At 70.7% G+C, this 25,339-nt stretch carries 26 protein-coding genes; 12 read left to right on the top strand and 14 right to left on the bottom strand.

Annotated features, from left to right (window positions below; translation table 11 throughout):
* Nucleotides 1–154: 154 nt before the first annotated feature.
* The 4 genes from ACIBEJ_RS44495 to ACIBEJ_RS44510 all read left to right on the top strand — a co-directional run bounded on the left by ACIBEJ_RS44495 (nucleotide 155) and on the right by ACIBEJ_RS44510 (nucleotide 3,701).
* On the top strand, nucleotides 155–1,030 hold the full coding sequence (locus ACIBEJ_RS44495) for an ABC transporter ATP-binding protein (protein ID WP_397189019.1): 876 nt from the start codon (nucleotides 155–157) through the stop codon (nucleotides 1,028–1,030).
* Nucleotides 1,027–2,136: an ABC transporter permease gene (locus ACIBEJ_RS44500; RefSeq protein WP_397189020.1), complete on the top strand. Its 1,110-nt coding sequence runs from the start codon at nucleotides 1,027–1,029 to the stop codon at nucleotides 2,134–2,136. The genes ACIBEJ_RS44495 and ACIBEJ_RS44500 overlap by 4 nt, the downstream gene beginning before the upstream one ends.
* Complete coding sequence (locus ACIBEJ_RS44505; protein WP_397189021.1) at nucleotides 2,137–3,294, top strand: sensor histidine kinase; 1,158 nt, start codon at nucleotides 2,137–2,139, stop codon at nucleotides 3,292–3,294. It abuts the gene before it with no gap.
* Between the two features lie 89 nt (nucleotides 3,295–3,383).
* A complete protein-coding gene (locus ACIBEJ_RS44510; RefSeq protein ID WP_397189022.1) occupies nucleotides 3,384–3,701 on the top strand; it encodes an STAS domain-containing protein in 318 nt (105 codons plus the stop codon).
* A 7-nt stretch (nucleotides 3,702–3,708) separates the two neighbouring features.
* Here ACIBEJ_RS44510 and ACIBEJ_RS44515 read toward each other — a convergent pair whose 3' ends face one another.
* The 10 genes from ACIBEJ_RS44515 to ACIBEJ_RS44560 all read right to left on the bottom strand — a co-directional run bounded on the left by ACIBEJ_RS44515 (nucleotide 3,709) and on the right by ACIBEJ_RS44560 (nucleotide 13,759).
* Nucleotides 3,709–4,629 (bottom strand): hypothetical protein, encoded by a 921-nt coding sequence (locus ACIBEJ_RS44515; RefSeq protein WP_397189023.1) that lies wholly within the window; start codon nucleotides 4,627–4,629, stop codon nucleotides 3,709–3,711.
* A 261-nt stretch (nucleotides 4,630–4,890) separates the two neighbouring features.
* Complete coding sequence (locus ACIBEJ_RS44520) at nucleotides 4,891–5,433, bottom strand: TetR/AcrR family transcriptional regulator (RefSeq protein WP_397189024.1); 543 nt, start codon at nucleotides 5,431–5,433, stop codon at nucleotides 4,891–4,893.
* A gap of 144 nt (nucleotides 5,434–5,577) precedes the next feature.
* Entirely contained in the window at nucleotides 5,578–7,050 is a 1,473-nt protein-coding gene (locus tag ACIBEJ_RS44525) for an aldehyde dehydrogenase family protein (RefSeq protein WP_397189025.1), read from the bottom strand.
* A 30-nt stretch (nucleotides 7,051–7,080) separates the two neighbouring features.
* Complete coding sequence (locus tag ACIBEJ_RS44530; RefSeq protein ID WP_397189026.1) at nucleotides 7,081–7,698, bottom strand: response regulator; 618 nt, start codon at nucleotides 7,696–7,698, stop codon at nucleotides 7,081–7,083.
* Nucleotides 7,695–8,840: a sensor histidine kinase gene (locus ACIBEJ_RS44535; protein ID WP_397189027.1), complete on the bottom strand. Its 1,146-nt coding sequence runs from the start codon at nucleotides 8,838–8,840 to the stop codon at nucleotides 7,695–7,697. The genes ACIBEJ_RS44530 and ACIBEJ_RS44535 overlap by 4 nt, the downstream gene beginning before the upstream one ends.
* Nucleotides 8,837–9,619, bottom strand: coding sequence for an ABC transporter permease (locus ACIBEJ_RS44540; RefSeq protein WP_397189028.1), 783 nt, complete (start codon nucleotides 9,617–9,619; stop codon nucleotides 8,837–8,839). Before ACIBEJ_RS44540 ends, ACIBEJ_RS44535 begins: the two co-directional genes overlap by 4 nt.
* Nucleotides 9,616–10,437 (bottom strand): ABC transporter ATP-binding protein, encoded by an 822-nt coding sequence (locus ACIBEJ_RS44545; protein ID WP_397189029.1) that lies wholly within the window; start codon nucleotides 10,435–10,437, stop codon nucleotides 9,616–9,618. The genes ACIBEJ_RS44540 and ACIBEJ_RS44545 overlap by 4 nt, the downstream gene beginning before the upstream one ends.
* A gap of 67 nt (nucleotides 10,438–10,504) precedes the next feature.
* On the bottom strand, nucleotides 10,505–11,071 hold the full coding sequence (locus ACIBEJ_RS44550) for a GNAT family N-acetyltransferase (RefSeq protein ID WP_397189030.1): 567 nt from the start codon (nucleotides 11,069–11,071) through the stop codon (nucleotides 10,505–10,507).
* A gap of 2 nt (nucleotides 11,072–11,073) precedes the next feature.
* Nucleotides 11,074–12,372: a carotenoid oxygenase family protein gene (locus tag ACIBEJ_RS44555; RefSeq protein WP_397189031.1), complete on the bottom strand. Its 1,299-nt coding sequence runs from the start codon at nucleotides 12,370–12,372 to the stop codon at nucleotides 11,074–11,076.
* A 52-nt stretch (nucleotides 12,373–12,424) separates the two neighbouring features.
* A complete protein-coding gene (locus ACIBEJ_RS44560; protein WP_397189032.1) occupies nucleotides 12,425–13,759 on the bottom strand; it encodes an ankyrin repeat domain-containing protein in 1,335 nt (444 codons plus the stop codon).
* A 227-nt stretch (nucleotides 13,760–13,986) separates the two neighbouring features.
* Between ACIBEJ_RS44560 and ACIBEJ_RS44565 the strand changes: the two genes are divergently transcribed.
* Both ACIBEJ_RS44565 and ACIBEJ_RS44570 read left to right on the top strand, forming a co-directional pair.
* Nucleotides 13,987–14,613, top strand: coding sequence for an RNA polymerase sigma factor (locus ACIBEJ_RS44565; protein ID WP_397189033.1), 627 nt, complete (start codon nucleotides 13,987–13,989; stop codon nucleotides 14,611–14,613).
* Nucleotides 14,614–14,620: 7 nt separating this feature from the next.
* On the top strand, nucleotides 14,621–15,550 hold the full coding sequence (locus ACIBEJ_RS44570; RefSeq protein ID WP_397189034.1) for a CU044_5270 family protein: 930 nt from the start codon (nucleotides 14,621–14,623) through the stop codon (nucleotides 15,548–15,550).
* A gap of 480 nt (nucleotides 15,551–16,030) precedes the next feature.
* On the opposite strand, the gene nucS is transcribed toward ACIBEJ_RS44570, so the two are convergent.
* Nucleotides 16,031–16,693 carry an endonuclease NucS gene (gene nucS, locus ACIBEJ_RS44575; RefSeq protein ID WP_397189035.1) on the bottom strand — a complete coding sequence of 221 codons (663 nt, stop codon included), beginning with the start codon at nucleotides 16,691–16,693 and terminating at the stop codon, nucleotides 16,031–16,033.
* 37 nt (nucleotides 16,694–16,730) lie between these two features.
* Between nucS and ACIBEJ_RS44580 the strand changes: the two genes are divergently transcribed.
* Genes ACIBEJ_RS44580 through ACIBEJ_RS44600 form a run of 5 tightly spaced genes read left to right on the top strand, consistent with a single transcriptional unit; the run spans nucleotide 16,731 to nucleotide 20,806 of the window.
* Nucleotides 16,731–18,179 (top strand): 3-hydroxyacyl-CoA dehydrogenase family protein, encoded by a 1,449-nt coding sequence (locus tag ACIBEJ_RS44580; RefSeq protein WP_397189036.1) that lies wholly within the window; start codon nucleotides 16,731–16,733, stop codon nucleotides 18,177–18,179.
* Nucleotides 18,176–18,466, top strand: coding sequence for an ATP/GTP-binding protein (locus tag ACIBEJ_RS44585; RefSeq protein WP_397189037.1), 291 nt, complete (start codon nucleotides 18,176–18,178; stop codon nucleotides 18,464–18,466). The genes ACIBEJ_RS44580 and ACIBEJ_RS44585 overlap by 4 nt, the downstream gene beginning before the upstream one ends.
* Nucleotides 18,467–18,476: 10 nt before the next feature.
* The gene (locus ACIBEJ_RS44590) at nucleotides 18,477–19,199 is read left to right on the top strand and encodes an alpha/beta hydrolase (RefSeq protein WP_397189038.1); all 723 of its coding nucleotides are present in this window, start codon (nucleotides 18,477–18,479) and stop codon (nucleotides 19,197–19,199) included.
* Nucleotides 19,200–19,229: 30 nt separating this feature from the next.
* Nucleotides 19,230–19,988, top strand: a complete 759-nt coding sequence (locus ACIBEJ_RS44595; protein ID WP_397189039.1) for an SDR family NAD(P)-dependent oxidoreductase — start codon at nucleotides 19,230–19,232, stop codon at nucleotides 19,986–19,988.
* A 23-nt stretch (nucleotides 19,989–20,011) separates the two neighbouring features.
* Nucleotides 20,012–20,806: an alpha/beta fold hydrolase gene (locus ACIBEJ_RS44600; RefSeq protein WP_397189040.1), complete on the top strand. Its 795-nt coding sequence runs from the start codon at nucleotides 20,012–20,014 to the stop codon at nucleotides 20,804–20,806.
* On the opposite strand, the gene ACIBEJ_RS44605 is transcribed toward ACIBEJ_RS44600, so the two are convergent.
* The 3 genes from ACIBEJ_RS44605 to mce all read right to left on the bottom strand — a co-directional run bounded on the left by ACIBEJ_RS44605 (nucleotide 20,766) and on the right by mce (nucleotide 23,869).
* Complete coding sequence (locus tag ACIBEJ_RS44605; RefSeq protein WP_397189041.1) at nucleotides 20,766–21,848, bottom strand: AI-2E family transporter; 1,083 nt, start codon at nucleotides 21,846–21,848, stop codon at nucleotides 20,766–20,768. The genes ACIBEJ_RS44600 and ACIBEJ_RS44605 overlap by 41 nt on opposite strands.
* A 107-nt stretch (nucleotides 21,849–21,955) precedes the next feature.
* Nucleotides 21,956–23,254: a DivIVA domain-containing protein gene (locus ACIBEJ_RS44610; protein WP_397189042.1), complete on the bottom strand. Its 1,299-nt coding sequence runs from the start codon at nucleotides 23,252–23,254 to the stop codon at nucleotides 21,956–21,958.
* 192 nt (nucleotides 23,255–23,446) lie between these two features.
* The gene (gene mce, locus ACIBEJ_RS44615) at nucleotides 23,447–23,869 is read right to left on the bottom strand and encodes a methylmalonyl-CoA epimerase (protein WP_397189043.1); all 423 of its coding nucleotides are present in this window, start codon (nucleotides 23,867–23,869) and stop codon (nucleotides 23,447–23,449) included.
* Between the two features lie 84 nt (nucleotides 23,870–23,953).
* On the opposite strand from mce, the gene ACIBEJ_RS44620 reads away from it, so the two are divergent.
* Nucleotides 23,954–25,135 carry an acetyl-CoA C-acetyltransferase gene (locus ACIBEJ_RS44620; RefSeq protein ID WP_397189044.1) on the top strand — a complete coding sequence of 394 codons (1,182 nt, stop codon included), beginning with the start codon at nucleotides 23,954–23,956 and terminating at the stop codon, nucleotides 25,133–25,135.
* Nucleotides 25,136–25,339: the final 204 nt, after the last annotated feature.

Here is a 25,339-nt window from a genome sequence, read left to right on the forward strand (position 1 = left end):
CCTGCCCCCCGCTCCCAGGAACTACGACTAGATCATCCCCGATCGGGTCGCCCCGCGGGATGACAAATGTCATCGGATGCGCACTCACCCTGCATTTCCAGCCCGTGATTTCCACGACTACCTGGTTGAACCGCGCAGCCAGCACCATAGACGCATGCTGGAGATAAGGGAGCTGCGCAAGCGGTACGCGGACAAGGTCGCCCTGGACGGGGTGGGCTTCGCCGTACGGCCCGGCGAGATGTTCGGGTTCGTCGGCGCCAACGGCGCCGGAAAGACCACCACCATGAGGATCGTCATGGGGGTGCTCAAGCCCGACGCCGGCGAGGTCGCCTGGCAGGGCAAGCCGCTCGGCGCGGCCGACCGGCGGCGCTTCGGCTACATGCCCGAGGAGCGCGGCCTCTACCAGAAGATGCGGGTGGGCGAGCAGGTCGAGTACTTCGGCCGGCTCCACGGGCTGAGCCAGCCCAAGGCCCGCCGCGCCACCGACGAGCTGCTGGAGCGGCTGACGCTCACCGAGCGGCGCGCGGACGCCGTCGAGGCGCTCTCCCTGGGCAACCAGCAACGCGTGCAACTGGCCGTGGCGCTGGTCCACGACCCCGAGGTGCTGGTGCTCGACGAGCCGTTCTCCGGCCTCGACCCGATCGCGGTCGACGCGCTGGCCGGAGTGCTGCAGGAGCGGTGCAGGGGCGGCGTGCCGGTGATCTTCTCCAGCCACCAGCTCGAACTCGTCGAGCGGCTGTGCGACGCGGTCGGCATCATCTCGGCCGGGCGCATGATGGCCAGCGGCACCGTCGAGGACCTGCGCGCGGCCGAGAGCACCACGCTGCGCGTCGTCGTGCGCGATGCCCAGCCGGGCTGGGCCGACGGCCTGCCGGGGCGGCTCACGGTCAACGGCGACCGGCACGTGCTGCTCGTCGAGGCCGGCGAGGACCAGGAGATCCTGCACCGCGCCGTCAAGGCGGGACACGTCGAGCACTTCGGGGTCGAGCGCCCCACCCTCACCGAGATCTTCAAGGAGGCCGTGGCATGAACTCCCTGCTCCTCGTGGCGCGTCGGGAGATCTCGACCCAGCTCCGGTCGAAGGCCTTCGTCATCGGCCTGGTCGTGACCGTGGTCATCATGGCCGCCCTCGCCTTCGCCCCCAAGCTCTTCGACCGCCCCGACACCTATGCGCTGGGCACGGTCAACTCCCAGCAGCTCCCGCTCAAGGCGGCGGCCCCGGACATCGAGTTCGAGTGGCGCAGCTTCCCCGACGCGCAGGCCGCCAAGACCGCGCTGCTCGACGGCGACGTCCAGGCGGTGCTCGTGGACGGCACGAAGGTGCTGACCGACGGCAAGATCGAGACCGAGCTCGAAGTCCTGCTGCAGAGCGTCAACCGCGAGGCGCGGCTCGGCGCGGCGGGTGTGAACATCCCGCCGCTGGCCATGGAGTCGGTGGGCGCCGACACCCGCTACGAGGCCGCCCGCGCGGGCATCGCGACCGTCCTGGTGGTCCTGCTGTTCATGCTCGTCATCGGGCAGGCCATGATGGTGGCCATGGGCGTGGTCGAGGAGAAGGGCAGCCGGATCGTGGAGATCCTGTTCGCCTCGCTGCGGCCATGGCAACTGCTCGGCGGCAAGATCGTCGGACTGGGCGTGATCGGCGTCATCAACCTCGTCGTGACGCTGGCCGCGGGCCTCGCCGCCGCGTTCGCCTCGGGTCTGGCCATGGACTTCCCGCCCGGGATGCCGATGATCGTGACGTGGGTGCTGGTGTGGTTCGTCCTCGGGTACGCCTTCTACGCCACGATGGCCGCCTCCCTGGCGTCCCTGGTGTCGCGGCAGGAGGAAGTCGGCAACACGCTGACCCCGATGACCATGCTCATCATGGTCACCTACCTCGTGGGCTTCTTCGCCGCCAACGAGCCGACCGGCACGGTGGCGCAGGTCGTCTCGATCATCCCGCCGTTCTCCTCGATCGTCATGCCGGTGCGCCTGGCCGCCGCCGACGTGCCCGTCTGGCAGGTGTCGCTGGCGGCCGTGCTGATGGTGGCCGCGGTCGTGGGCATGCTCGCCCTCGGCGCCAAGATCTACGAGCGGGCGGTGCTGCGTACCGGAGCGAAGGTCAAACTCGGCGACGTGCTGCGCGCGAAGTAGATGGACGAGCTGACGCGGGCCCGCCGCCTGACCCGCCTGGTGCTGAACTCGACGCTCGGCGCCATGTGGCTGGTCATCCTGCTCAACTCCGCCGCCACGCTGGGGATGGGGCGGACGGCGTGGTGGCAGATCGGGCCCGCGCTGCTCATGACGGTCGTCTTCAGCTGGCTCTACCTGCGCATCAGCGACGCCGTCTTCGAGCGTCGCTATCCGCGGCGTGACATCGTGATCTCCGGGGCCCTGGCCTTCGGCTCCTGCGCGCTGGCCGGCGCCGACGTGATCGGCTGGGGCTTCGTGCCGATGGCCTGGCTGTCGGTGGCGGTGGTGGGGGTCTCGCGGCGGACCATGATCCTGCTGTTGTCCGGCGGCTGGCTGGTCGTCAGCGCGCTGGCGGCCGTCTGGACGCTGGCCGGACACACGCTGTTCGTCCCCGAAGGCACCCCGGCGTGGAGAGGGATCTTCATGGCCGCCTTCACCTACCTGCTCATCTGCCTGATGACCCCGCTGTCCAACCGGATGTGGGTGTGGATCTGGCTGCTGGCCGACAAGGCCCACGCGGGCAAGGAGGCGGAGGCTCGGCTCGCGGTCACGGAGGAGCGGCTGCGCTTCGCCCGCGACCTGCACGACCTCGTCGGGCATCAGCTCTCCGCGCTCGCGGTCAAGTCGGAGCTGGCCGTACGGCTGGCCGACGGCGACGTGGAGGCGGCCAAGGCGGAGATGACCGAGGTCCGCGACCTGACCAGGAAGGCGCTGCGCGAGCTGCGTGAGGCGGTGCGCGGCTACCGGGAGCTGGATCTGCCGGCGGAGCTGCTGAGCGTCAGGAGCGTGCTGGAGGCGGCCGGCGTGCGCTGCGAGCTGAACCTGCCCTACCGGGATGTTCCGGACGATGTGGCCAAGGTCTTCGCGTACGTGGTCCGTGAGGCGGCGACCAACGTGCTCAAGCACTCCACGGCCGGCTTCTGCGTCATCACCCTGCGCTTCACCGGGGACGACGCGACGCTGGAGGTGCGCAACGACGGCGTGGCCCGCAGGCGCGCCCTCGACCTCGGCAGCGGGCTGAACGGCCTGAACGAGCGGCTGTCCGCCGTGGGCGGGAAGCTGACGGCGTTGCCGAATGGTGATGGGGAATTCGTGCTGAAAGCGGTAGTACCTCGCTGAGCGGGTAGTTCTCTCTTACCAGTGCCCGCTCGACCGGGTTGGACGACGTTGCGTGACGATCATCGCGGAGCGTGAGCAGAGGAGGTGGCATGCGCGTCCGGGGGAAGCCTGGAGCCCAGGTGGTGCGGATCGGCTCTCGGCTGGACGCCGGGACCTCGGCAGGGGTACGCCCGCGGCTGCACGACGCGGTCGACTCCGGCACGGGCGATCTCATCGTGGATCTCTCCAAGCTGGAGATGATCGACGCCACCGGCCTCGGCGTGCTCGTGGGCACGCATCGGCGCGCGCTCGCCGCGCAACGCCGCCTGGTGCTGCGGGCGGTGCCGCCCAGGATCATGCGGGTGCTCGCGGTGACCCGGCTGAACCGGGTCCTGCACGTGGAAGTGCCCGCCGCCGCGGTGGCCTGAGCGCCGCCTACACCTCGGCGCGGAGCCTGGCCAGGGTCGCGGGCGTCTGGGCGTCCAGCCAGTCGGCCAGTTGCTCGAAGGAGACGCACCTGACGGCGTTGCGGGTGCAGACCTCGTCCATGAGCGTGAGCAGCGCGCGCATGTAGATGCCGCCGTTCCACGATTCGAAGTGGTTGCCGATGAAGACCGGCGCGCGGTCGCCCCGCATGGAACGGCGCACCGCGCCGACGTAGGCCGCGGCGGTCTGGCGTTCCCAGCGCCGCCAGTGCTGTCGTGAGCCGGTCTTCGCGCCGCTGTGGACGGTGTAGAAGTTGTAGTCCATGCCGAGGACCCGCGTCCGGCCGCCGGGCAGCGGGATGCTGGGCAGCGGGAACTGCCACAGGCCGTGGCGTCTGCGCGGCCAGCGCACCTCGCCGGTGCCCGAGGCGTCGTAGCGCCAGCCGTACTTCCTGAAGGCGGTGAACATCGCCTGCCGGTCGCCCTGGAGGCAGGGTGTGCGGCCGCCCGCCACCGCCTGGCGGATGCGGAAGGGCAGGTCGGGCAGGTCGGTGCGGCCGGAGTTGCGCCGCCAGTTCTCGACGAGGCCGTAGAACTGCTCGATCTCGCTACGCCAGTCGGCGGCCGACCACGACGCGACGCCGGTCGGGCCGCAGAAGTGGCCGTTGAAGTGCGTGCCGATCTCGTGGCCGGCGTTCCAGGCGGCGGTGAGCTCGGCCGCCTGGCCGGCGATGCGCGAGGGGCGCTGGAAGCCGATGTCGGAGCTGCCGCGCGGGCGGCCGGGCGGCCGGTACAGCTCGCGCCGGTCGGCCGGCAGCAGGTAGACGCCCGACAGGAAGAACGTCAGCTTGGCCAGGTTGCGCTCGGCGGCCCTGCGGAAGACCGGGAACCAGTCCTGGCCGTCCACGCCCGCCCCGTCGAAAGAGATCACCACGAACTGCGGCGGGCGTTCTCCCGCGCGCAGGCGGCAACTCTTCTCCGCGCACCACGCACTCCGGCCGGTGGACGACTTTCGCGAAGTCGTTTCACTGGGCCGGGGGCTGACGGGTGCGGTCAAACCAAGCCTGTCCGGCAATGGCAGTGCCGTGACGTTGCCGCACGCCGTCGTTCCCAAAGCCACACAGACGCCGATTAGCGGCGTGAATTTCCCCCGGCGCACTCCGCCATGGAATCACGGTCTGTCATCAAATGCTCACGACGCACCGAGTGCCCGTCCAGAGATGTGAACGGCGACCCGCACCAGCTCCTCGAGTTCCGTCGGCTCCTCGGCCAGGATCCATTCGATGAGAAGTTCTTGCAGCGCTCCAATCACGCCGAGCGCCAGCAGATGCCGATCGATCTTCGCCGCCTTCGGGAATTCGGCGGACGCCTCCTCGACGAGCCGGGCGAAGGAGGCCACCGCGCGTTGCCGCGAGGCCGCCAGCACATCCCCCGACCTGCGCACCTCCAGGTGCATGATGCGGGCGCGGCGCCAGTCGGCCGTGGCGAATTCCATATAGGCCCGCACTCCCGCGCCGATTCTCCCGTCAAGCGTCTGAGGCGCATCCTGCAACGCTTTGGCGACGACGGCGAGACTTTCCTCGACGCAACGTTCGTGCAGCGCCTGAAGGAGTTCCTCGCGCCCGCCGAAACATTCGTAGAACGCCCGGTTGGAGATCCGCGCCTCAGAACACAGCCTTTCGATCGTGGTAGCCGAGAAGCCCGGCTTAGCGTAGAGCGTGTACGCGGCTGTCATCAGCCGCTCGCGTCTGTCGGCCAGTCTTTGCTCAGCCGACATTCCCCGGTAAGACCGGTTCACATTCCACCCGTCCAACATGATCGTGGCCCCCAGAGCACATAATTATGGACGGATGATCTGTATTCGGAAAGAGCGGGCAGATCACCTCTTACGTCGTCCGTGCAAGAACGTGACAAGCCTGATCAGCCGCTCAAGCTCATCGGCGCCCCGGGAGAAGGACGTAAGGTTCATCCCGGGCATCGCAAAGCGCTGCCGGGAGATGGCCTTGGGACGGGCGAACTCGCGCAGTCCGTCGGCGCCGTGGATGCGGCCGAACCCCGAGTCACCGACCCCACCGAAGGGTAGCGCGGGAACGCCCGCGAAGGAGATGACCGAGTTGATCGCGGTCATTCCGCTGCGCATCAGCCTGGCCAGTTCCATGGCCCGGCGGGTGTTCCTGGAGAAGATCGTGCCGGCCAGCCCGTACGCCGAGGCGTTGGCCAGCTCCAGCGCCTCGGTCGCGTCACGGGTGCGGCGCACGGTGATCGTCGGGCCGAACGTCTCCTCGCGCACGGCGGGGGAGTCCTCGGGCACGTCCTCGACGATGACCGGGTCCACGAACGGCGCGCGGACCGACTCCGGCCCACCGGTCACGACTTTTCCGGACTTGGTGGCTTCGTCGATGTGCCGGCTGATGATGGCCAACTGCCCCGGCATGGTGATCGGGCCGTAGTCCTCGCCCGCCCTGACCGACTTCACCCGCTCTGCCAGCTCCCGCATGAACGGCTCGTACACCGCGTCCACCACGTAGACCCGCTCCACGCCCACGCAGGTCTGCCCGGCGTTGGTCAGCGCGCCCCACAGGCACGCGTCGGCCGCCGCCTTCAGGTCGGCGTCGGCCTCCACGATGAAGGCGTCCTTGCCGCCGCACTCGGCCACCATCGGCGTGAGGTTCTGGGCGCAGGCCGCCATGACCCGCTTGGCGGTGGCCGTGGAGCCGGTGAAGGCGATCTTCTTGACCCTCGGGTCGCCGGCCAGGGCCGCGCCGGTCTCGCCCAGGCCGGTGACCGTCTGCAGGACCGGGTGCTCGGGCACCGACTCGGTGAACAGCTCGGCCAGCCGTACGCCGACGCCGGGGGTGAGCTCGCTGGGCTTGAAGACGACCGCGTTGCCGGCCGCGAGCGCGTACGCGATGGAGCCCATCGGCGTGAAGACCGGGTAGTTCCACGGGCCGATCACGCCGACGACGCCCAGCGGCAGGTACTCCAGGGTGGCGGCCAGGTTCAGGCCGACCATGCCGGGCGAGACCCTGCGGCGGCCGAGCACCTTGGCCGCGTTGCGCGCCGCCCAGTCGATGTGGGTGATCGCCAGCACGATCTCCAGCGTGGCGTCGCCCACCGGCTTGCCGGTCTCCTCGTGGACGAGCTGGGCCAGCGGCCTGAGGTTCCGCGTGATGACGGCCTTGTAGTCGAGCAGCCTGCGGCGCCGTTCGGCCGCGCCCAGGCCCGCCCACCAGGCGGCCGCCGCCTCCGCCCGGCCGACGGCCGCGCGCACCGCCTCCGGTCCCTGGTTGGGGTGGCTGCCCACGACCGTGCCGGTCGCCGGGTTCAGGGAGTCGAACGTCAGCGTCGTCATGGGCGCCACGATAGGCCGGTAAATCAGCACTTACAACAGACCGCGCTCCATGGCCGTCGTGACCGCCGCGGTGCGGTCGGAGACGCCGAGCTTGCCGAAGACGCGCAGCAGGTGCGTCTTGACCGTGGTCTCGCTGATGAACAGCCGGCGGCCCACCTCGGCGTTGGTCAGCCCGCGCGCCACCAGCGCGAGCACCTCCGCCTCGCGCGGGGTCAGCGCAGGGGCGGCGGGGGCGCGCAGCCGCGTCACCAGCTTGGTCGCCACCGACGGCGACAGCACCGTCTCACCCCTCGCCGCCGCGTACACGGCGGCCAGCAGGTCCTCGGCACTGGTGTCCTTCAGCAGGTAACCCGCCGCCCCCGCCTCGACCGCGCGCACGATGTCGTGGTCGCTCTCGTACGTCGTCAGCACGATCACTCGGGTGCCGGGACGGTCGGCCAGGATGCGGCCGGTCGCGTCCACGCCGTCGCCGCCGGACATGCGCAGGTCCATGAGCACCACGTCGGGGGCCAGTTCGCGGGCCCGCACGACCGCCTCGTCGCCCGAGGCCGCCGCGCCGACCACGTCGAGGCCGGGGTCGCCGTCCAGCATGCCGCGCAGGCCCTCCCTGACCACCGGGTGGTCGTCCACGATCAGGAGCTTGATCACGCCGGTACCTCCACGGTCAGCGTCGTCCCCGCGCCCGGTTCGCTGGCGAGCGTCAGCGTGCCGCCCGCCTGCTCGACCCTGCCGCGCATGGTACGCAGGCCGAAGCCGCCGTTCTCCGCGCCGAACCCCCGTCCGTCGTCGGACACGCTGAGGCGCACGTGGCTCTCGCCGTACTCCAGACCCACGCGCACGGCCCGCGCGGCGGCGTGCTTGCGCACGTTGGCCAGCCCTTCCTGCAGCGCGCGGATCAGCACCACGTCGGTGCGGGTGGACAGCGGCCTGGCCGTGCCGCACGCCTCGAAGCGCACGCCGACCCCGATCTCGTCGCCCGTGCGTTCGGTGATGCGCCGCAGCGCCTCGACGAGCGAGGCGTCGTCGAGGGGCGCGGGCGCGAGCGCCGAGAGAAAGGCGCGCGCCTCGGCGAGGTTCTCCTGGGCGGTCCGTACGGCCAGCGCCAGGTGCCGCGCCGGATCCGGCTGCCGCTGGGCGGCCTGCACGAGCATGATGATGCTGGTGAACCCCTGGGCCAGCGTGTCGTGGATCTCCCCGGCCAGACGCTCGCGCTCGGCCTGCGCCCCGCGCTCGGCCGAGAGCCTGGCCACCTCGGCCCTGCTCGCCTCGAGTTCCTCGATCAAAGCGGCCCGCTCCTTGCTCTGCTTGGTGATCCGCTCGATCCACAGCCCCATGGTCCCGGAGAAGAAGACCACCACGGTCATGACCACGATCAGGTTGAAGGCCGACCCGAGTGGATCCTCCCGGTCGGCCACCGTGATCGCCGGCCCCGTCCACAGCACGAGGCTGGCGATCGTCGCGCCCTTGGCGGGCAGCGCCAGGTAGCACATGGAGCAGAGCCCGAACAGCGAGAACGAGATCGCCGGGATCGTCAGCGCTGCCGGGGTGAACAGAATGACCAGCAGCGCCACGTAGACCACGCTCCCGCGCCGGTCCTCGGCGACGATGGCCGGGCGGCCGACGAGTACATAGGCCGGGATCGTGGCCAGCAGGCAGCCGGCCACGATCACCTTCTCCCTGGTGGTGAAGTCGCCGGCCAGCGCGAACACCACCGGGATCAACGTGGTGACGACCAGCAGCAGCTCCCAGCCGCGCAGGCTCTCCCACACGTTGGGGCCCGCGGTGCTCACCCCTCGCGCCGGCTCTTCCACCGGAACGTCATCAGGCACAGCGCCAGACCTCCGACCGTCCACGCGCCCAGAACCAGGGCGACCTTGCCCAATTCATACGACCCGGCCATCTCCAGCGCCACCCCGTTGTCGCCGATGAACACCGAACGGAAGCCCTGCGCCACCCAGCGCAGCGGGAAGACCGAGGCGACGTCGATGAGCCACGGCGGCAGCTCGGTGAAGGGGATGTAGATCCCGGAGATGAACTGCAGCACCACGAACGGCAGCGTGATCACCGCCGCCGCGGACTTGGCCGAGCTGGGCAGGCTGCTGGCCGCGATCCCCAGCAGGGCGCCGGCCGCCAGCCCCAGGACCAGCACCCAGGAGAAGGTCAGCCAGCCGACCGGGTCGGCGGGCAGTTCCAGGTCGTACAGGAACACCGCCACGGCCAGCAGCAGCGCCACCTCGATGGCCGCGATGACCAGAACGCTCAGCACCTTTCCGGCGAAGTACGAGCTCTTCGGCATCGGCGTGCCCGCCAGCCTCTTGAGCCCGCCCTCCTCACGCTCCACCGCGATGCTGATGGCGAGGTTCTGGAAGCTGACGCTGAGGATGCCCGCGCTGATCAGCGCCGCGGCGTAGAGCTGCGAGACCGTGACGTGCGTTCCGTCCAAGGTTCCGGCGAAGATCGCGCTGAACAGCACCAGCAGCACGATCGGGAAGGAGAAGGTGAAGACGACCTGGTCGCGGGCGCGGAAGAAGATCTTGAGTTCGAAGGCGGCTCTCGACAGCGCGATCACGATTCCTCCAGCAGGCGCAGGTAGACGTCCTCCAGGGTCGGCCGGGCGACGCGCAGTTCGGGGATCTCGCCGTCGTAGCGGCGCATCAGCCCGGCGATCGTCTTGGTCGGGGTGGCCGTGCGCTCCTCGCCGTCCGCCCACGTGACCGTGGCCTCGTCGCTCGCGCGCCCGCCCAGGGTACGCGGCGTGCCCTCGGCCACGATCCGCCCGCCCGCGATCACCGCCACCCGGTCGGCCAGTTCCTCGGCCTCGTCCAGGTAGTGGGTGGTGAGCAGGATCGTGGTGGCCTCCAGGTTCCTGATCAGCTCCCAGAAGCGGCGGCGGGCCTCCGGGTCGAAGCCGGTGGTGGGCTCGTCCAGGAAGAGCAGCTCCGGGTTGCCGATCAGGCTCAGCGCGACGTCGAGGCGGCGGCGCTGGCCGCCGGAGAGCTTGCCGACGCGGGCCTTCGCCTTCTCGGGCAGCCCCACGCGGTCGATGACCTCGTCGGGGTCGGCCGGGGCGGGGTAGAAGCGGGCGAAGTGGGCGACGATCTCGCGCACGGAGACCTCGGCCACGTCGCCGCCGGTCTGGGGGACGATGCCCAGGCGGGCGCGCCACGCCCGGGTCGGATGGCCCGGGTCAGCTCCCAAAACGCTGACCTCGCCGCCGTCGCGCTTCCTGAGCCCTTCGAGGATTTCGATGGTGGTCGATTTGCCGGCGCCGTTGGGGCCGAGTAAGGCGAAGGTCTCGCCCCGGCGGATGTCCAGATCTATGCCGCGGACCGCCTCCAAAGCGCCGTAGCGCTTGGCGAGCCCGCGGACCTGCACTGCGGTTTCCATGTCTTCCAGGATCCGGATCCGTCCGGACCCCCGACACCTACGGCCGATCGACCCCGTTGTCCTCCGTTCAGAGGACGGCCGGGCGGAGCATGCCCCACACCGCGGGGCCGTCGGGCAGCTTGATCTCCGTGGTCACCCGGAAACCGAAGTGCTCGTAGACGGGGATGTTCGACTCCTTGCTGCTCTCCAGGTAGACCGGCAGCCCCGCGCACCGGGCCAGGCCCTTGCGCAGCAGCGCCGCGCCCACGCCCGTGCCCTGGACCGCCGGGTCGGTGCCGATCTGGGCGAGATACCAGTGCGGCTCCCGCGGGCGGTGCCGGGCGAACGTCTCGTCCAGGAGCATGCCGTACGCCACCCGGTCACCCATCGCCGCCAGCAACGCCGGCCCGCCCTCGGCCAGGTCGGGTGCGAAGCCGGGCGGGTCCCAGAGCGCCGCTCCGACCACCGCGCCGCCCTCGTCGCGGGCGACGTCCACCACGTCGTGCATGTAGTGGGCCAGTGCGGCGAACATCCCCGGCCTGGCCGCCGCCTCCGGCAGCATCCACTCGATCACCGGGTCGCCGGCGAATGCCCGTCCGAGCAGCTCGCCGACCTCCTCCATGCCGTCCGCCCGGCCGGCGCCGACGATCTCCATGCTCAGTCCTCCAGCCATGATCCGTGGAAGCCCGCCGGGACCCGGCGCGGCAGCCGTACCGACGCCACCTCGGACAGGTCGTGCGCGTCGGCCACGAGCAGGCGGGAGGCCCCGCCCGAGGTGACGATCGACAGCAGCCAGCCCTCGTCCTCGGCCCGCGCGCCCGCGGCGGGGACGAACACCGCCTCGCCCGTCGCGCCGCCCGTCGCGAGGGTGGCGGCGGCGCCGCTGTGGTGGTCGTACTTGACGATCTGGTCGTCGCCGACCGTGTAGAGGTAGCGGCTGCCGAGGCCGAGCCGGTGCTCGTTGAGCGTCGGGAACTCGACGTTGCGGTCGTCCAGCGGCTCCTCGGACACCTTGCCCGTCGCCGGGTCCAGGATCCAGCGGTGGAGGGAGGCGCTGATCGTGCCCGCGGCGTGGCGGACGGCGTCGGCCCTGCCGCTGATGTGCTCCCACAGCTCGGTGAAGACGCCGGGGGAGTAGCGGGCGGCGGTGAGCACCACGCGCCCCTCCTCGTCCTCCCACGCGTTGCCGACGTGGAAGGCGTAGCACGGATCGACCTCGAACCACCGCGTCACCCCGCCCGCCCGGGGCGTCAGGCCGATCCGCGCGCCGTACTCCTCGTCGAAGGCGTATGGCATCGACATGCCGCGCTCCAGGTCGAAGGTGACCGGGAGGTCCAGCCAGACCAGGTGGTTCTCGGTGATCGCGAAGTCGTGCATCATCGTCGAGCCCGGGACCTCGATCTCCTTCGACTCGACCAGCTCGCCGCCCGCCGACAGCCGGTGGTAGGTCAGGAAGGGCGGGAAGAACCCGTAGCCGAAGAAGTGCAGCTCGCCGGTGATCGGGTCCTGCTTGGGGTGCGCGGTCATCGCCGTCGCCAGCTTCCCCTGGAAGTCGACCGGTCCCGCCGTGTCGAGCTCCGGCGTCATCTCGTACGGCAGGCCGACCTCGATCAGCGCGTAGATCCGGCCGTCGTGCCTGATGACGTTCGTGTTGGCCTGAGTGGCGGCCAGGTCGACACCCTTCTCGCCGACCAGATCGGCCCCGTCGGTGAACTTGCTGGTGCGCACCCACCGGTTCCGATACCACTCGGCCCGGCCGTCGCGCAGGCGGATGCCGTGGATCATTCCGTGCCCGCCGAACCAGTGTCCCGGGTCCTCGCCGGGGCGCGGGTTGGGGCCGTTGCGGAAGTAGCGCCCGGTGAGCTCGGGAGGCAGCGCGCCGTCCACCGCCAGGTCGTAGGCGTCGATCTCGTCGGGAACGGGAGCCAGGTCGCCGGTCAGGTAGGCCTTGTCCATGCCGATACTCCTATCTTGATAGGTCGAACATAGAAGCTTCATGTATGACCTGTCAATGCTGGAACGTCGTGGACTCTTCGAGCCATGGTGTGGTCAGCCGGAGCCAGCCGTACGCGTCGGTCTTGAGGAGGTCGTCGCGGACGGACGGATCGGCGCCACGCGCCAGGAGCAGGCGGACCACCTCGACCCGGCCGCCGGGGATCGCCCAGTGCAGACCGGTCCGCCCGAGGTAGGGCGCGACGTCGGGGTGGACACCACGGTCGAGGAACCAGCGCACGACCTCGATCCGGCCGTGCTGGCAGGCGTGCACGAACGCCTCTCCCACGATCTCCTCCGGATCATCGGTCGGCGGGAGCCTGGACGGGAAGCCCGCGCCGGTGTCGGCGAGGTCCGGGCGCGCGGGCGCGGCGTCCCGCCTGAGGCCGCCCTCCGCGTCGAAACAGGCCCGGACCAGGTCGAGCCGGTCGCAGGCGGCGTAGAGCCAGAGCGTTCGCGGGAGGATCCCGTGCCCGGCGAGCACGTCGACGGACTCGGTGTCGCCCAGGAGCGCGGCGTTCTCCAGCGGGGTGGCGCCCAGGGCGCGGGTGCCGGGGTCGGCGCCCGCCTCCAGCAGCAGGCGCAGGTACGCGACCCGATGGTTGCGGGCGGCCAGGGTGAGCGGGACGTCCAGGCAGGTCGCTCTGCCCAGCAGGGTGACGACGGCGGCGCGCGGGACGCCGAGCTCCTTCCCCAGCCGGACGCCGGGGACCAGCTCGGGGGCGGCGAGCATCTCCAGCAGGGTGTCGGCCTGCCCGGCGCCCAGGCTCGCCAGATGGTCGGTGTCTCCGGCCAGCAGGGCGCCGGCCTCGCGGTGCAGCAGGCGCCGCCGTTCCCTGTGCTCGCCGCGATCGCGGCGGGACTTCTCCGTGAACGACACCAGCTCCCGCCAGGTCGGGAAGCCGAGCTCGCGGGCGATGACCAGCCGCGCGTCGCGCAGCCGGGCGTTCGCGGCGGAGGTCGCGGTGGCGTGCCTGGGGACGTAGGCCCGCAACCGCCTCAGCGCGCCGTTGTCGCCGCGGCGTAGCTCCTCAAGAAGCGCGTCGGCCATGGAGGTGTAGACGCCCGGTCCGAGTCCCCTGAGGCGGGCCACCGGCCGTTCCCCGGCGGCGGCGCGGCTCTCGACGTCCTCGCGGAACGCGGCCCAGGTCCGGAAACCGTGTTCCTGAGCCAGCACGAACTGGGCGTCGCTCAGCAGGAACCGCTCGGCCGCTCGATCGCCCAGCACGTCGGTGACCCGGGTTCCGGCTGTCGCGTCGCCCGTGGCGTAGCCGCGATGCAGGGATTTGGCCTGCTTGCGGTAGTACTCCAGGTTCGGGCGGGCCGGTAGCTCGAAATGGCGGTCGGACATAGCAACCTCCTTCGCCGCCGGGGTCCGCCGGCCCGGCCGGAAAGAGGTGGTGTCGTCGTTCGCTGCTTCGACGTGCTGATCGAGGTGGGAAGCTCCCTGCCCGCGGACTGGCGGCGCCCTCGTACGCTCCCCCCAGAGTAACCCCTTGACCGGAAATTTCATGGAACCGCCGTCGTCGCTCGTGGCAATTACCCGTGTCATGACACGAGACACCCGAGAGGCAAGAGATGCGACACGCGGACCTCGCGTCGCGGCCCGAGTCCCAGCGCCTCGCCACCCTGTTCGTCCGGCACGCGCCCGAGCTCAAGCGTTACGTGGTGCGCAGGCTGGGCGTGGATCCCGCCGACGACATCGTGGCCGAGACGTTCGCCGTGGCGCTCGGCCGGATGGAGACCTACGACAGCAGCCGTGGCGACGAGCGCTCCTGGCTGTACGGCATCGCCACCAACCTCATCGGCCGGCACCGGCGGCGGGAGGTCGGCCTGTACAAGGCGTTGAGCCGTACCGGGGTGGACGCGGTGATCGAGCCGTTCACCGACGAGGTGGAGCGGCGGGTGGCCGCCGCCGGGGCGCGCCGGCGGCTGGCCAAGGCGCTGGCGGGGCTTTCTCAGAAGCATCGGGACACGTTGTTGCTGGTGACGTGGGCGGAGCTGACGTACGAGGAGGCCGCTGTGGCCCTCGACGTGCCGGTGGGGACGGTGCGGTCGCGGGTGAACCGGGCGCGGAGCAGGTTGCGCCGGGTGCTGGCCGGGCTGGATCCGGCTTCTGCGGATGATCCGCCTTCCCTGGATGATCCGCGTTCCCTGGATGATCCGCGTTCCCTGGATGATCCGGCTTCCCTGGATGAGAGGTGAGCGGGCGATGGTGAACGAGATTCGACTCCTCGCGGAGATGCGGGGCGAGGTTCCTGAGGGGCTGGATGTGACGGGGGCTGAGCGCAGGCTGGCCGAGATGGTGGCCGAGCGGGGGCCGGCCACAGCTCGGATCAGGCGTCGGCGGGTGGTGTCCCGGTTGTTGCTGGCGGGCGCGTGCGTGCTTGCCGTCGCCGTCTTCCTCCCCTTCATGCGACCCTCAGGACTCCCCGGTACGGCCACGCCCACCGCGCCCCTGACCACGGACGGCGCGGCGAACGTGCTTGAGCAGGCGGCGCTCGTGGCCTCCCGGACCGGCGCGAACGAGATCCGCCCCGACCAGTGGCTGTACCTCAAGGAGTCGCAGCACATGGGCGGGGGCGATTTGCCGGTGTTCGAGCACTGGGGCCGGATGGACGGCAAGAGGTCGGCGCTGCGCGAGGAAGGCGGTGCGTTGCGGGAGACCGCCGCCGAAAAGGGCCCGACGCACGTCGGACGCACCCAGAAGGAAGTCGACTCCCTGCCCACAGACCCCGACGTGCTCCTGGCCCACCTACGCGCGCTGAAGACGGAGCGTGTCGTGCTGTCGATCTGTCGGCCCCGATGTTCCCCTGAGATCTCCGGAGACGTCAGAGCGTTCGGCGCCATCGGCTGGTACATGAAGTTCGGGCCCCTGATCCCGCCGGACACGGTGGCCGGAATGTACCGGGCGCTGGCGAAGCTCCCGCAGGTGTCCATCGAACAGAACACCAAGGACGCGGACGGCCGCCCGGGAATCGGGGTGGCGTTCGACGCCGGGGAGGGCACCAAGGCGTACTACATCCTCGACCGGCGCGACTACCGCTTCATGGGCATGAAGGTCGTCTCCGCCGACGGCACGGTGGTGGGCATGTCCGTACTCGCCGCCGGCATCGTCAACCACCCCGGCGACCTCCCCTAACCACCCTCCCCGGCCCCAATGGCCCCCGGCGGGGACCCTCCAGTCCACCGGCGGGGTTCCCGATCGGGCACAGACTTGCGCAGAGTGACCCGGACTCCAACACCCGCGGCCCGAGGGTGCCCACAACGCCGACAGTCCGAGCGTGGTGCTCACGGCACGGTGCAGCCCGAGTGCCCTCGCATCGGCAAAGCCCGTGAATGGCCGCTTGTCACTGGTTTCGGCGCTGTTGACCGGATCCACGGTGCCCGGGCAACGGCTCGGGGGTCCGGGGGCGGGCCCCCGGCTGGGGGTGTGGGGGGCTTGGCCCCCCACTCAGAGGAGCCCGAGCGCCCAAGGCGCGAAGCGCCCTCTCGCGAGGACCATGCCCTTGGGTCCGGGGCGAAGGCCCCGGCAGGGGGTCGTGGGGGCTCGGCCCCCCACTGAGGGGAGCCCGAGCGTCCAAAGGCGCGAAGCGCCCCCCGCGAGGACCATGCCTGAGGGCTAGAAGAGGGTGGGGTTTTCGGGTTCGATGCCGCGCAGCGCGTCGTAGTCCAGGGTCACGCAGTCGATCCCCCGGTCCAGCGCCAGCACCCGAGCCTGAGGCTTGATCTCCTGCGCCGCGAACACCCCCCGCACCGGCGACAGCAGCGGGTCGCGGTTCAGGAGTTCGAGGTAGCGGGTCAGTTGCTCCACCCCGTCGATCTCTCCACGCCGCTTGATCTCGACCGCCACCGTGGCCCCGCCGGAGTCCCTGCACAGGATGTCCACCGGCCCGATCGCCGTCATGTACTCCCGCCGGATCAGCGAATACCCGTCGCCCAGCGTCGTGATGTGCTCGGCGAGCAGTTCCTGGAGGTGCGCCTCCACCCCGTCCTTGATCAGGCCGGGGTCCACGCCCAGTTCGTGGGAGAAGTCGTGGAGGATCTCCTCCATTGTCAGCACCAGCTTCTCGCCCGTCTTGCCGTGGGTGACGGTCCAGGTGTCGCCGTCCTCTTTGAGTTTGCAGGGCGGGTTCATCCAGTTGAGCGGCTTGAACGCGCGGTCGTCGGCGTGGATGCTCACGCTGTTGTCCGCCTTGATCATGATCAGCCTCGGCGCCATCGGCAGGTGCGCCGTGAGCCGTCCTATGTAATCCACGCTGCATCGCGCGATGACCAGCCGCATGACGGCCCACCCTACCGGCTCTGGAAAACTGGGGGGCATGGCGTTTGAAAAGGTGGGAGTGGTCGGTCTCGGCACGATGGGTGCGGGGATCGCCGAGGTGTTCGCGCGTGCGGGGATACGGGTGATCGGCGTCGAGGCCGACGCCGAGGCGCTCGCGCGGGGGCGCGGGCACCTGGAGAGGTCCACCGGCCGCGCTCTGGACAAGGGACGGCTGAGCGCCGAGGAGCGTGCGGCGATTCTGGGGCGGATCACGCTCACCACCGCGCGCGAGGATCTCGCCGACGCCGATCTGGTGGTGGAGGCGATCCCCGAGATCCTCGAGTACAAGATCGGGCTGTTCGCCGACCTCGACCGCATCTGCAAGCCGGGCACGGTGCTGGCCACCAACACCTCGTCGTTGCCGGTGACCGCGGTCGCCGCCGCCACCGGGCGGCCGGGACGGGTGGTCGGGATGCACTTCTTCAACCCGGCGCCGGTCATGAAGCTGGTCGAGGTGGTCGGCACGGTCCTGACGGAGGAGGGACTTCCCGCCCGGATCGCGGACCTGGCGAGGGCGCTGGGCAAGACGCCGGTCGTGGTGGGCGACCGGGCCGGGTTCGTGGTGAACAGGCTGCTCCTGCCGTACCTCAACCAGGCCGCGGCGCTGCTGGAGCAGGGCGTCGCGACGCGCGACGACATCGACACGGCGATGCGGAAGGGCGTCGGGCTGCCGATGGGGCCGTTCGCGCTGCTCGACCTCATCGGGCTCGACACCTCCTACGAGGTCATGGGGGTGCTCTTCGACGAGACGCGCTCGCCGCGCCACGCGCCCGCCCTCGTGCTGCGCGAACTGGTCACCGCGGGACTGCTCGGCCGCAAGAGCGGCCGCGGCTTCTACGGCGACGAGCCCGTTCCCGACGATCCGGACAAGGCAACCGTCGCGAAGGTGCTGGTCCGCGGTGAGGGCGCGGAGGAGTTCGCCGCGCGGCTGTCCGCCGCGGGCTTCGGCGAGTCCGACACGCCCGACGTCGTGCTGCGGCTCGGTGAGCGTCCCGTGATCGAGCACGCCGTACGGCATGCCGACCCCTCCCGCGTGGTCGGCATCCACCTCGTGGGCCAGGGCGTCGCGGAGGTCGCCTCGACCGTGCTGACCTCACCGGCGGCGACCACCGCGGCCTGCGGCCTGATGACCGTGCTCGGCCTGGCTCCGGTGCCGTGCAAGGACCGGGCCGGGTTCGTGGCCGACGCCCTGCTCTACCCCTATCTCAACGACGCGGTCCGCATGCACGAGTCCGGCTACGCCTCCATCCAGGACATCGACGATGCCATGCGGCTGGGCTGCGGTTACCCGGCGGGGCCGTTCGAGATGATCGAGGAGATCGGGCCGCGGCGGGTGCGCGACGGCCTGCGCGCCCTGTACGCCGAGTACCGCGAACCGTCCTTCGCGCCCGCGCCCCTGCTCGACCAGCTCGTCACCGCGGGCCTGCAGACGTTCCCGCGCGCATGAGCCCGCGCCGCGCCCGCCGCAAGGAGTCGACCCGGCCCAGCGCCTTCCCCTCCTCCACCGACCGGGTGGAGGAGTGGCCGGACGGCGAGTGGAAGGTACGCATGCTCAGCGGCGCCGGAGCCGCCAAGGACTACCGCTGCCCGGGCTGCGACCAGGAGATCAAGGCGGGCCAGCCGCACCTGGTGAGCTGGCCCAACTGGACCGGCGGCGACGAGGAGCGGCGGCATTGGCACACGGCCTGCTGGCGCAAGAGACTGGACCGCGGTCCCGGACGTAGCCGTTACTGAAAGGAACGATGTGGAGATCCGCGCGGCGACCGTGCTGCCCGCCCGGCGTGAGCCGATCGAGTTGCACACCGGTGACGGACTGACCCTGGTCGGCGAGCTGGCCCTGCCCGAGGCCCGCGACCCGGTCGCGACGCTCGTCACCCTGCACCCGCTGCCCACCCACGGCGGCTTCATGGACAGCCACGTCTACAAGAAGGCCGCCAACCGCCTGCCCGCGCTGGCCGACCTGGCGGTGCTGCGCTTCAACACGCGCGGCACCTCCTCCGAGCGCGGCACCTCCGAGGGCGCCTTCGACGGCGGCGAGGGCGAGCGCTACGACGTGGCGGCGGCGCTGGAGTACGCCGAGTACCACGACCTGCCGCACGTGTGGGTGGTCGGCTGGTCCTTCGGCACCGAGCTGACGCTGAAGTGGGCGCGCGACCCGCTGGTGGAGGGCGCGATCCTCATGTCGCCGCCGCTGCACCGCGCCGTGGACGCCGACCTCGACGCGTGGGCGGAGTTCGGGCGGCCGATGACCGTGCTGGTGCCGGAGTTCGACGACTACCTGCGGCCGGAGGAGGCCCGCGCCCGTTTCGCCCGGGTGCCCCAGGCGGAGGTGGTGGCGGTCGAGGGGGCCAAGCATCTGTGGGTGGGCGAGCCGTACGTGCGCATCGTCCTCGACGAGATCGTCAAGCGCGTCAATCCGGTACGCCACCCGCTGCCCACCGAGGTGCCCCCGAAGGATAAGCTGTAGAACGATGTTCTGTGGAGCGAGGAGGCGGGCGTGGACGCGTTCGATCTGACCGGCAAGAAGGCACTGGTCACCGGAGCATCCCGGGGCATCGGCAGAGCCATCGCGCTCGCTTACGCGCGGGCGGGCGCGGACGTGGCGCTGGTCTCCCGCTCGGCCGACTCGCTCGGCGAGGTGGCCAAGGAGGTCGCCGAACTGGGCCGGTCGGCCTTCGTGGTGCCCGCGGACCTGACCGACAGGGAGGCCGCGGCCGGCGCCGTCCGCGGCTCGATCGAGGCGCTCGGGCACGTCGACATCGTGGTCAACAACGCCGGAGGCTCCAACTTCCTGGTGGAGTTCAAGGACCTGCGCCTGTCCGGCTGGGACAAGCTCATGCGGCTCAACCTCGACTCGGCCATGGCCGTCTGCCACGCGATCGCCCCGCACCTGCTCGACCGGGGCACCGGCTCGGTGATCAACGTCGGCTCCGCGGCCGCCCAGGGCGCGCCCTTCCTCGCCCCCTACGCCGCCGCCAAGGCCGGGCTGATCGCCCTCACCAAGTCGCTGGCCATCGAATGGGCCCGCGCGGGCGTCCGGGTCAACGCGCTGTGCCCCGGCTGGACGGCCACCGACCTCAACCGCAACCTCTGGCAGGACGAGGCGGCGAGCCGTTCGACGATCGCCTCGGTCCCCATGGCCCGCTGGGGCACCGCGGAGGAGATGGCCCATCCCGCGGTATTTCTGGCCAGTCCTGCCTCGGCCTATATGACAGGCCAAGTCCTGTTCATCGACGGCGGTCTGACGACAACCTGAGGGAAGCGGACTACCGTGATTCCGTGCAGCTCTACACGAGATCAGCCGGGAACGGTGTTCCGGTCGTCCTGCTCCACGCTTTTCCCCTCTCCTCGGCGATGTGGCTGGCCCAGCGCGAAGGACTGGCTGCCACGTGCAGGGTGATCACGCCAGATCTGCGGGGGTTCGGCGGATCGCGGCTCGGTGACGACGAGCCGTCGGTCGACGCCATGGCCGACGACGTCGCCGCGCTGCTCGACGCGGAGGGCGTCGACCGGGCCGTCGTGGGCGGCCTGTCCATGGGCGGCTACGTCACCATGGCCTTCTGCCGCCGCCACCCCGACCGCCTGCTCGGCGTCATCCTGGCCGACACCAAAGCCTCGCCCGACCCCGAGCCGGCTCGCGACAACCGCGAGCGCATCGCCCGCCGCGTGCTCGACGAGGGCCCGGGCGTGCTGGTCGAGGAGGTGCTGCCCGCCCTCATCGGGCACACCACGCGTGAGCGGCGGGCCATGGTGTTCGGGCGGGTACGCGGGCTGGTCCAGGCGGCCCCGCCGGCCGCCGTCGCCTGGGCGCAGCGGGCGATGGCCGCCAGGCCCGACTCCTTCGACACGCTGAGCGGGCTGAAGGTGCCGCTGCTGGCGATCGTGGGGGAGGAGGACGAGCTCGCGCCGGTGGCCGACGCCGAGGCGATGACGCGGGCCGTACCGGATGGGCGGTTGGAGGTCATCAAGAAGGCCGGTCACCTGAGCGCGGTCGAGCAGCCCGAGGCGTTCAACGCCGCGGTGGCCGACTTCGTCAGCTCCGGGCCTGGTGGGGCAGGACGATCTCCCGGATGATCAGCGAGATGGCCGCGGCGACCGGGATGGCCAGCAGCGCGCCGACGATCCCGAGCAGCGCGCCGCCGAACAGCGCCGCGATCACCGTGACCGCGGGCGTCACGTCCACCGAGCGCTTCATCACGCGCGGGTAGATGTAGTAGTTCTCGACCTGCTGGTAGACCACGAAGAAGATCGCGCAGGCGATGCCGGCCGGGACCGAGCCGAGCAGCGCCACAGCGGTCACGAGCACCGCGCCGATCGTCGCGCCGACGAGCGGGATGAGGTCCGTGAGCGCGACGACGAGCGCGAGCGCCAAGGCGTACGGCACGCCCGCGATCGACAGGAAGATCCAGCTCAGGACGCCCGCGATGACCGAGATGAGCACGTTGCCGGCGACGTAGCCGCCGATCCCGTGCAGGATCTCCTCGGTGATCGCCTCCGTGCGCTCGCGCCGCGAGGCGGGCACCAGCTTGAGCAGGTACACCTTGATCGTGTGCAGGGAGCCGAGGAAGTAGAGCATCAGCACCAGCAGCGTCACGGTGGTGAACAGCCCGTCGGCCACCACCAGTCCGGCGCCCATGAGGCCGCTGGCCAGCGTGGTCGCCATCGAGCCGGTGAAGAACGAGCGTAGCTGCGTCAGGATCTGGTAGTCCTGCTCCAGCATGCGCAGCGTGGGGTTGTTGCCCAGTTCGGTGATGTAGCCGGGCACCGCGCTGACGAAGTCGGCCAACTGCTGGCTGACCGGCGGCACGATGGCCAGGCCGAACAGCGCGAAGGCCACGATGACGCCGGCGAAGACGATGCCGATCGCCGCCCGCCTGGACAGGCGGCGCCGCTGGAGCGCCTCGACGGCCGGGTTCAGGCCCACCGCCAGGAACATCGCGACCGTGATGAGGATGATGACGCTCAGCGAGCGGACGACCATCTGGCCGATCGCGATCGCGGTCAGCACGCCGAGGCCGCCGATCAGTCCGAACAGGAACGGCCCGCGGGCCAGGGGTTTGCCCGGCAGGCCGTACTGGGGGCTCTCTTCGGCCGGAGTCTCGACCTCAGCGGACAATGGGGGCTCCTGGGGCAAATGGGGCGGAGGCAACAAAAAGAGAGCCTAGCGACCGCGCGGTCGCCAGGCTCTCCTTCAGCCGTCAGTCAAGCCCCCGAGGGCGAGCCCTACTCCTGCCACCACTCGCTGTCGTCGTCCGCCTTGGCCTCCGTCTTGGCGGGTGCGGCAGCGGCTGGTGCGGGCGCGGGCTTGTTGTCGTTGGCGGGCGCCGCCAGAGCCGGCTTGGCCGGTGCCGCGGCCACCGCGGGCTCCGGCTCCATGCCGGGCAGAGCCGCGCCGCCGAGCAACTGGCGAAGCTGGGCGAGGTGGCTGGTGATGCTGTCGCGCTGGCGCGTGAGCTCGTCGACCTGGCGCTGCATCGAGGTGCGGATGCGCTCGGCCTCCGACTTGGCCTCCGAGACGATCGTCTCGGCGCTGGACTTGGCGTCGGAGACGATCTGCTCGGAACTCTTGCGGGCGTTGGCGACGAGCTGCTTGGCGTGGATGTCCGCCTCGCGGCGGGTCTGCTCCGCCTGCTGCGTGGCCTTGGTCGCACGCGACTCCGCCGTGGCGGCGCGCTGCTCGGCCTCGGCGACCAGCTTCTGCGTGTTGGCCTGGGCGGTGGCGTGGCGCTCTGCCTCCTGGCGCTCGGCCTCCTCGCGGCGGGAGGCGAGCTGGATCTCGAACTCCGCCTCGTCCTGGGCCCGCTTGGCCTCGGACTCCTCCAGCACCCGCTGGGCCTGGGCGCGCATCTCGTCGGCCTGACGCTTGGCCGTCGTGAGGACCTCGTCACGCTCGCGCTTGGTCGATGCGCGGAGCTGGGCCACCTCGCGCTCGGTGGTGGTGCGCAGCTTGGCGATCTCGCGCTCGGCGTCGGCGCGCTTCTCGGCCACCTCGTGGTCGGCCGTGGCGCGCAGCTTGGCGGCCTCGCGCTCGGTCGTGGCGGTCAGCTCGTCGGACTCGCGGCGGGCGGTCGAGCGGATCTCCTCGGCGTCCCGCTCGGCGCTGGTGCGCATGTCGTCGGTCTCGCGGGTGGCCTGGGCGCGCTTCTCGGCGGCCTCGGCCTCGGCGGCGGCGCGTACGTCGGCGGCCTCCACCTTGGCGGCGGCCTTGAGCTCGTTGGCCTCGGAGCGCGCGGCCTGCACGAGCTCGGTGGCCTGCTCCTCGGCCAGGCGGAGCAACTGCTCGATGCGGGCGCCGAGCCCCGAATAGGTGGGTCGCTCCTGCTCCTGAAGCTGGCGCTGGGAGTCGGAGAGGTCGCGCTGAAGACCGGCGAGCTGCTCGCGGGACTGACGCAACTCGCCGTCGAGCTGCTTCAGGTGGTCGTGGACCTGGTGGCGGTCGTAACCGCGCAGCACCACGTCGAATTCGCGAGCTGGGGCGTCTTCGAAGAAATTGTTGAGCTGGGCGTCGATGTCGGACTGCATGGAGGCTCGATCCTGGGTTGTCGAGACGGCTACATCGGCCGGACGGGGGGTTCGGGGCATCCGAGCCAGGAGCCTGTGCCTCACGGCAGGCTCCATGTCCGGTGGAAAGCCAGCGTACTCCGCTGGTGCCGCCTTGGAGGCCCCGTCCAACTATCTGCGTGACTAGTTACATATGAACGTTTTTTGTGTTTCCTAGGGCCTGGCCGCTTGGACAAGCTCCGTCAACATTCCTCCCACGTCCTTGGGGTGCAGAAACGCGATCGAAGATCCCATTGAGCCGTGTCGTGGATGTTCGTCGAGCAGTCTGACGCCTTTGGCCCCGATCTGTTCCATTGCTCCGGCCACATCGGGCACCCCGAAGGCGACGTGGTGGACGCCCTCGCCCCGCTTGGCCAGGAACTTGCCCACGGGGGAGTCCGCGCTCAGCGGCTCCAGGAGCTGGATGTAGGAGCCGCCGCCCTCGCCGTCCGCGACGTGCAGCATCGCCTCCTTGACCCCCTGCTCCTCGTTGACCTCCCGCGCGACGACGGTGAGCTCGAACAGGCCGGAGAAGAGCGCGATCTTCTCTTCCAGGTCGTTGCAGGCGATCCCGATGTGGTCGATGCGCATGAACATGTGTGGCCTACCTCCATGGCGGTCATCCAGGTACCCGTGGGTATGGTGTCAAACGACCCCTCGTGTGCACAGGAGGCCCCTGACATGTCTGGTTCCGTCATCGTCGCCGGAGCGCGCACGCCGATCGGCAGACTGCTCGGCTCGTTGTCCGGATTGTCCGCCGTCGACCTCGGCGGCATCGTCATCAAGGCCGCCCTGGAGCGTTCCGGGGTACGCCCCGACCAGGTCGAATACGTCATCATGGGCCAGGTGCTCCAGGCGGGCGCCGGCCAGATCCCGTCGCGCCAGGCCGCGGTCAAGGGCGGCATCTCCATGAACGTGCCCTCGCTGACCGTCAACAAGGTCTGCCTGTCCGGCCTGGACGCCATCGCCCTGGCCGACCAGCTCATCAGGGCCGGCGAGTTCGACGTCGTGGTGGCCGGCGGCATGGAGTCGATGTCCAACGCGCCGCACCTGCTGCCCTCACTGCGCAAGGGCGTCAAGTACGGCCCCGCCGGCATCGTCGACTCGATGGCCCACGACGGGCTGTTCTGCGCCTTCGACCAGGTGGCGATGGGCGAGTCGACCGAGCGCTACAACGCCCGCCTCGGCATCGGCCGGGAGGAGCAGGACGCCTTCTCCGCCCGCTCCCACCAGCTCGCCGCGGCCGGCATCAAGAACGGCGTGTTCGACGACGAGATCGTCCCGGTGGAGATCCCGCAGCGGCGCGGCGAACCGGTCGTGGTCAAGGACGACGAGGGCGTCCGCGCCGACACCACGCCGGAGACCCTGGCCAAGCTGCGCCCGGCCTTCGCCGCCGACGGCACGATCACCGCGGGCTCGGCTTCGCAGATCTCCGACGGCGCCTGCGCGGTCGTGGTGATGTCCAAGACCAAGGCCGAGGAGCTGGGGCTGCCCTGGCTGGCCGAGATCGGCAGGCACGGCAGCGTGGCGGGACCCGACGCCTCGCTGCAGTCGCAGCCGGCCAACGCCATCAAGCAGGCGCTGTCCAAGCAGGGGCTGGACGCCGCCGACCTGGACCTCGTGGAGATCAACGAGGCGTTCGCCAGCGTGGTGCTGCAGTCGGTGAAGGAACTGGGCGTACCGATGGAGCGGGTGAACGTCAACGGCGGCGGCATCGCGGTCGGTCACCCGATCGGGGCCTCGGGGGCGCGCATCGTGCTGACGCTGGCACACGAGCTGAAGCGGCGCGGCGGCGGCCTGGGCGCGGCGGGTCTGTGCGGCGGCGGCGGCCAGGGCGACGCCCTGATCATCCGCGTCCCCTAGAAAGCCCCCATGGCCGCGCGGTCCTTGGTCACGCGTTACGCGTTCCTCCGGCTACGCGGCCTTTGGCCGCGCGGTCCCTTCGGCTACGCGGGCTCTTGGCCGCGCGGTCCCTTCGGCTACGCGGGCTCTTGGCCGCGCGGGCTCGCGGGCCCTTGCTGGGCGGGCCACCCGAGGTCTGGTCCGGCGGGTCCGGGAGGCGGCGCG

The sequence above is a fragment of the Nonomuraea sp. NPDC050790 genome, assembly GCF_044456745.1.
Lineage (GTDB): Bacteria > Actinomycetota > Actinomycetes > Streptosporangiales > Streptosporangiaceae > Nonomuraea.

Coding starts and splice junctions, on each gene's coding strand:
- ACIBEJ_RS44500 (WP_397189020.1), top strand. CDS start 1,027: ATGAACTCCCTGCTCCTCGTGGCGCGTCGGGAGATCTCGACCCAGCTC.
- ACIBEJ_RS44550 (WP_397189030.1), bottom strand. CDS start 11,071: ATGGAGATCGTCGGCGCCGGCCGGGCGGACGGCATGGAGGAGGTCGGC.
- ACIBEJ_RS44495 (WP_397189019.1), top strand. CDS start 155: ATGCTGGAGATAAGGGAGCTGCGCAAGCGGTACGCGGACAAGGTCGCC.
- mce (WP_397189043.1), bottom strand. CDS start 23,869: ATGTTCATGCGCATCGACCACATCGGGATCGCCTGCAACGACCTGGAA.
- ACIBEJ_RS44520 (WP_397189024.1), bottom strand. CDS start 5,433: ATGACAGCCGCGTACACGCTCTACGCTAAGCCGGGCTTCTCGGCTACC.
- ACIBEJ_RS44585 (WP_397189037.1), top strand. CDS start 18,176: ATGAGCCCGCGCCGCGCCCGCCGCAAGGAGTCGACCCGGCCCAGCGCC.
- ACIBEJ_RS44510 (WP_397189022.1), top strand. CDS start 3,384: ATGCGCGTCCGGGGGAAGCCTGGAGCCCAGGTGGTGCGGATCGGCTCT.
- ACIBEJ_RS44570 (WP_397189034.1), top strand. CDS start 14,621: ATGGTGAACGAGATTCGACTCCTCGCGGAGATGCGGGGCGAGGTTCCT.
- ACIBEJ_RS44580 (WP_397189036.1), top strand. CDS start 16,731: ATGGCGTTTGAAAAGGTGGGAGTGGTCGGTCTCGGCACGATGGGTGCG.
- ACIBEJ_RS44620 (WP_397189044.1), top strand. CDS start 23,954: ATGTCTGGTTCCGTCATCGTCGCCGGAGCGCGCACGCCGATCGGCAGA.
- ACIBEJ_RS44610 (WP_397189042.1), bottom strand. CDS start 23,254: ATGCAGTCCGACATCGACGCCCAGCTCAACAATTTCTTCGAAGACGCC.
- ACIBEJ_RS44565 (WP_397189033.1), top strand. CDS start 13,987: ATGCGACACGCGGACCTCGCGTCGCGGCCCGAGTCCCAGCGCCTCGCC.
- nucS (WP_397189035.1), bottom strand. CDS start 16,693: ATGCGGCTGGTCATCGCGCGATGCAGCGTGGATTACATAGGACGGCTC.
- ACIBEJ_RS44560 (WP_397189032.1), bottom strand. CDS start 13,759: ATGTCCGACCGCCATTTCGAGCTACCGGCCCGCCCGAACCTGGAGTAC.
- ACIBEJ_RS44525 (WP_397189025.1), bottom strand. CDS start 7,050: ATGACGACGCTGACGTTCGACTCCCTGAACCCGGCGACCGGCACGGTC.
- ACIBEJ_RS44505 (WP_397189021.1), top strand. CDS start 2,137: ATGGACGAGCTGACGCGGGCCCGCCGCCTGACCCGCCTGGTGCTGAAC.
- ACIBEJ_RS44545 (WP_397189029.1), bottom strand. CDS start 10,437: ATGGAAACCGCAGTGCAGGTCCGCGGGCTCGCCAAGCGCTACGGCGCT.
- ACIBEJ_RS44555 (WP_397189031.1), bottom strand. CDS start 12,372: ATGGACAAGGCCTACCTGACCGGCGACCTGGCTCCCGTTCCCGACGAG.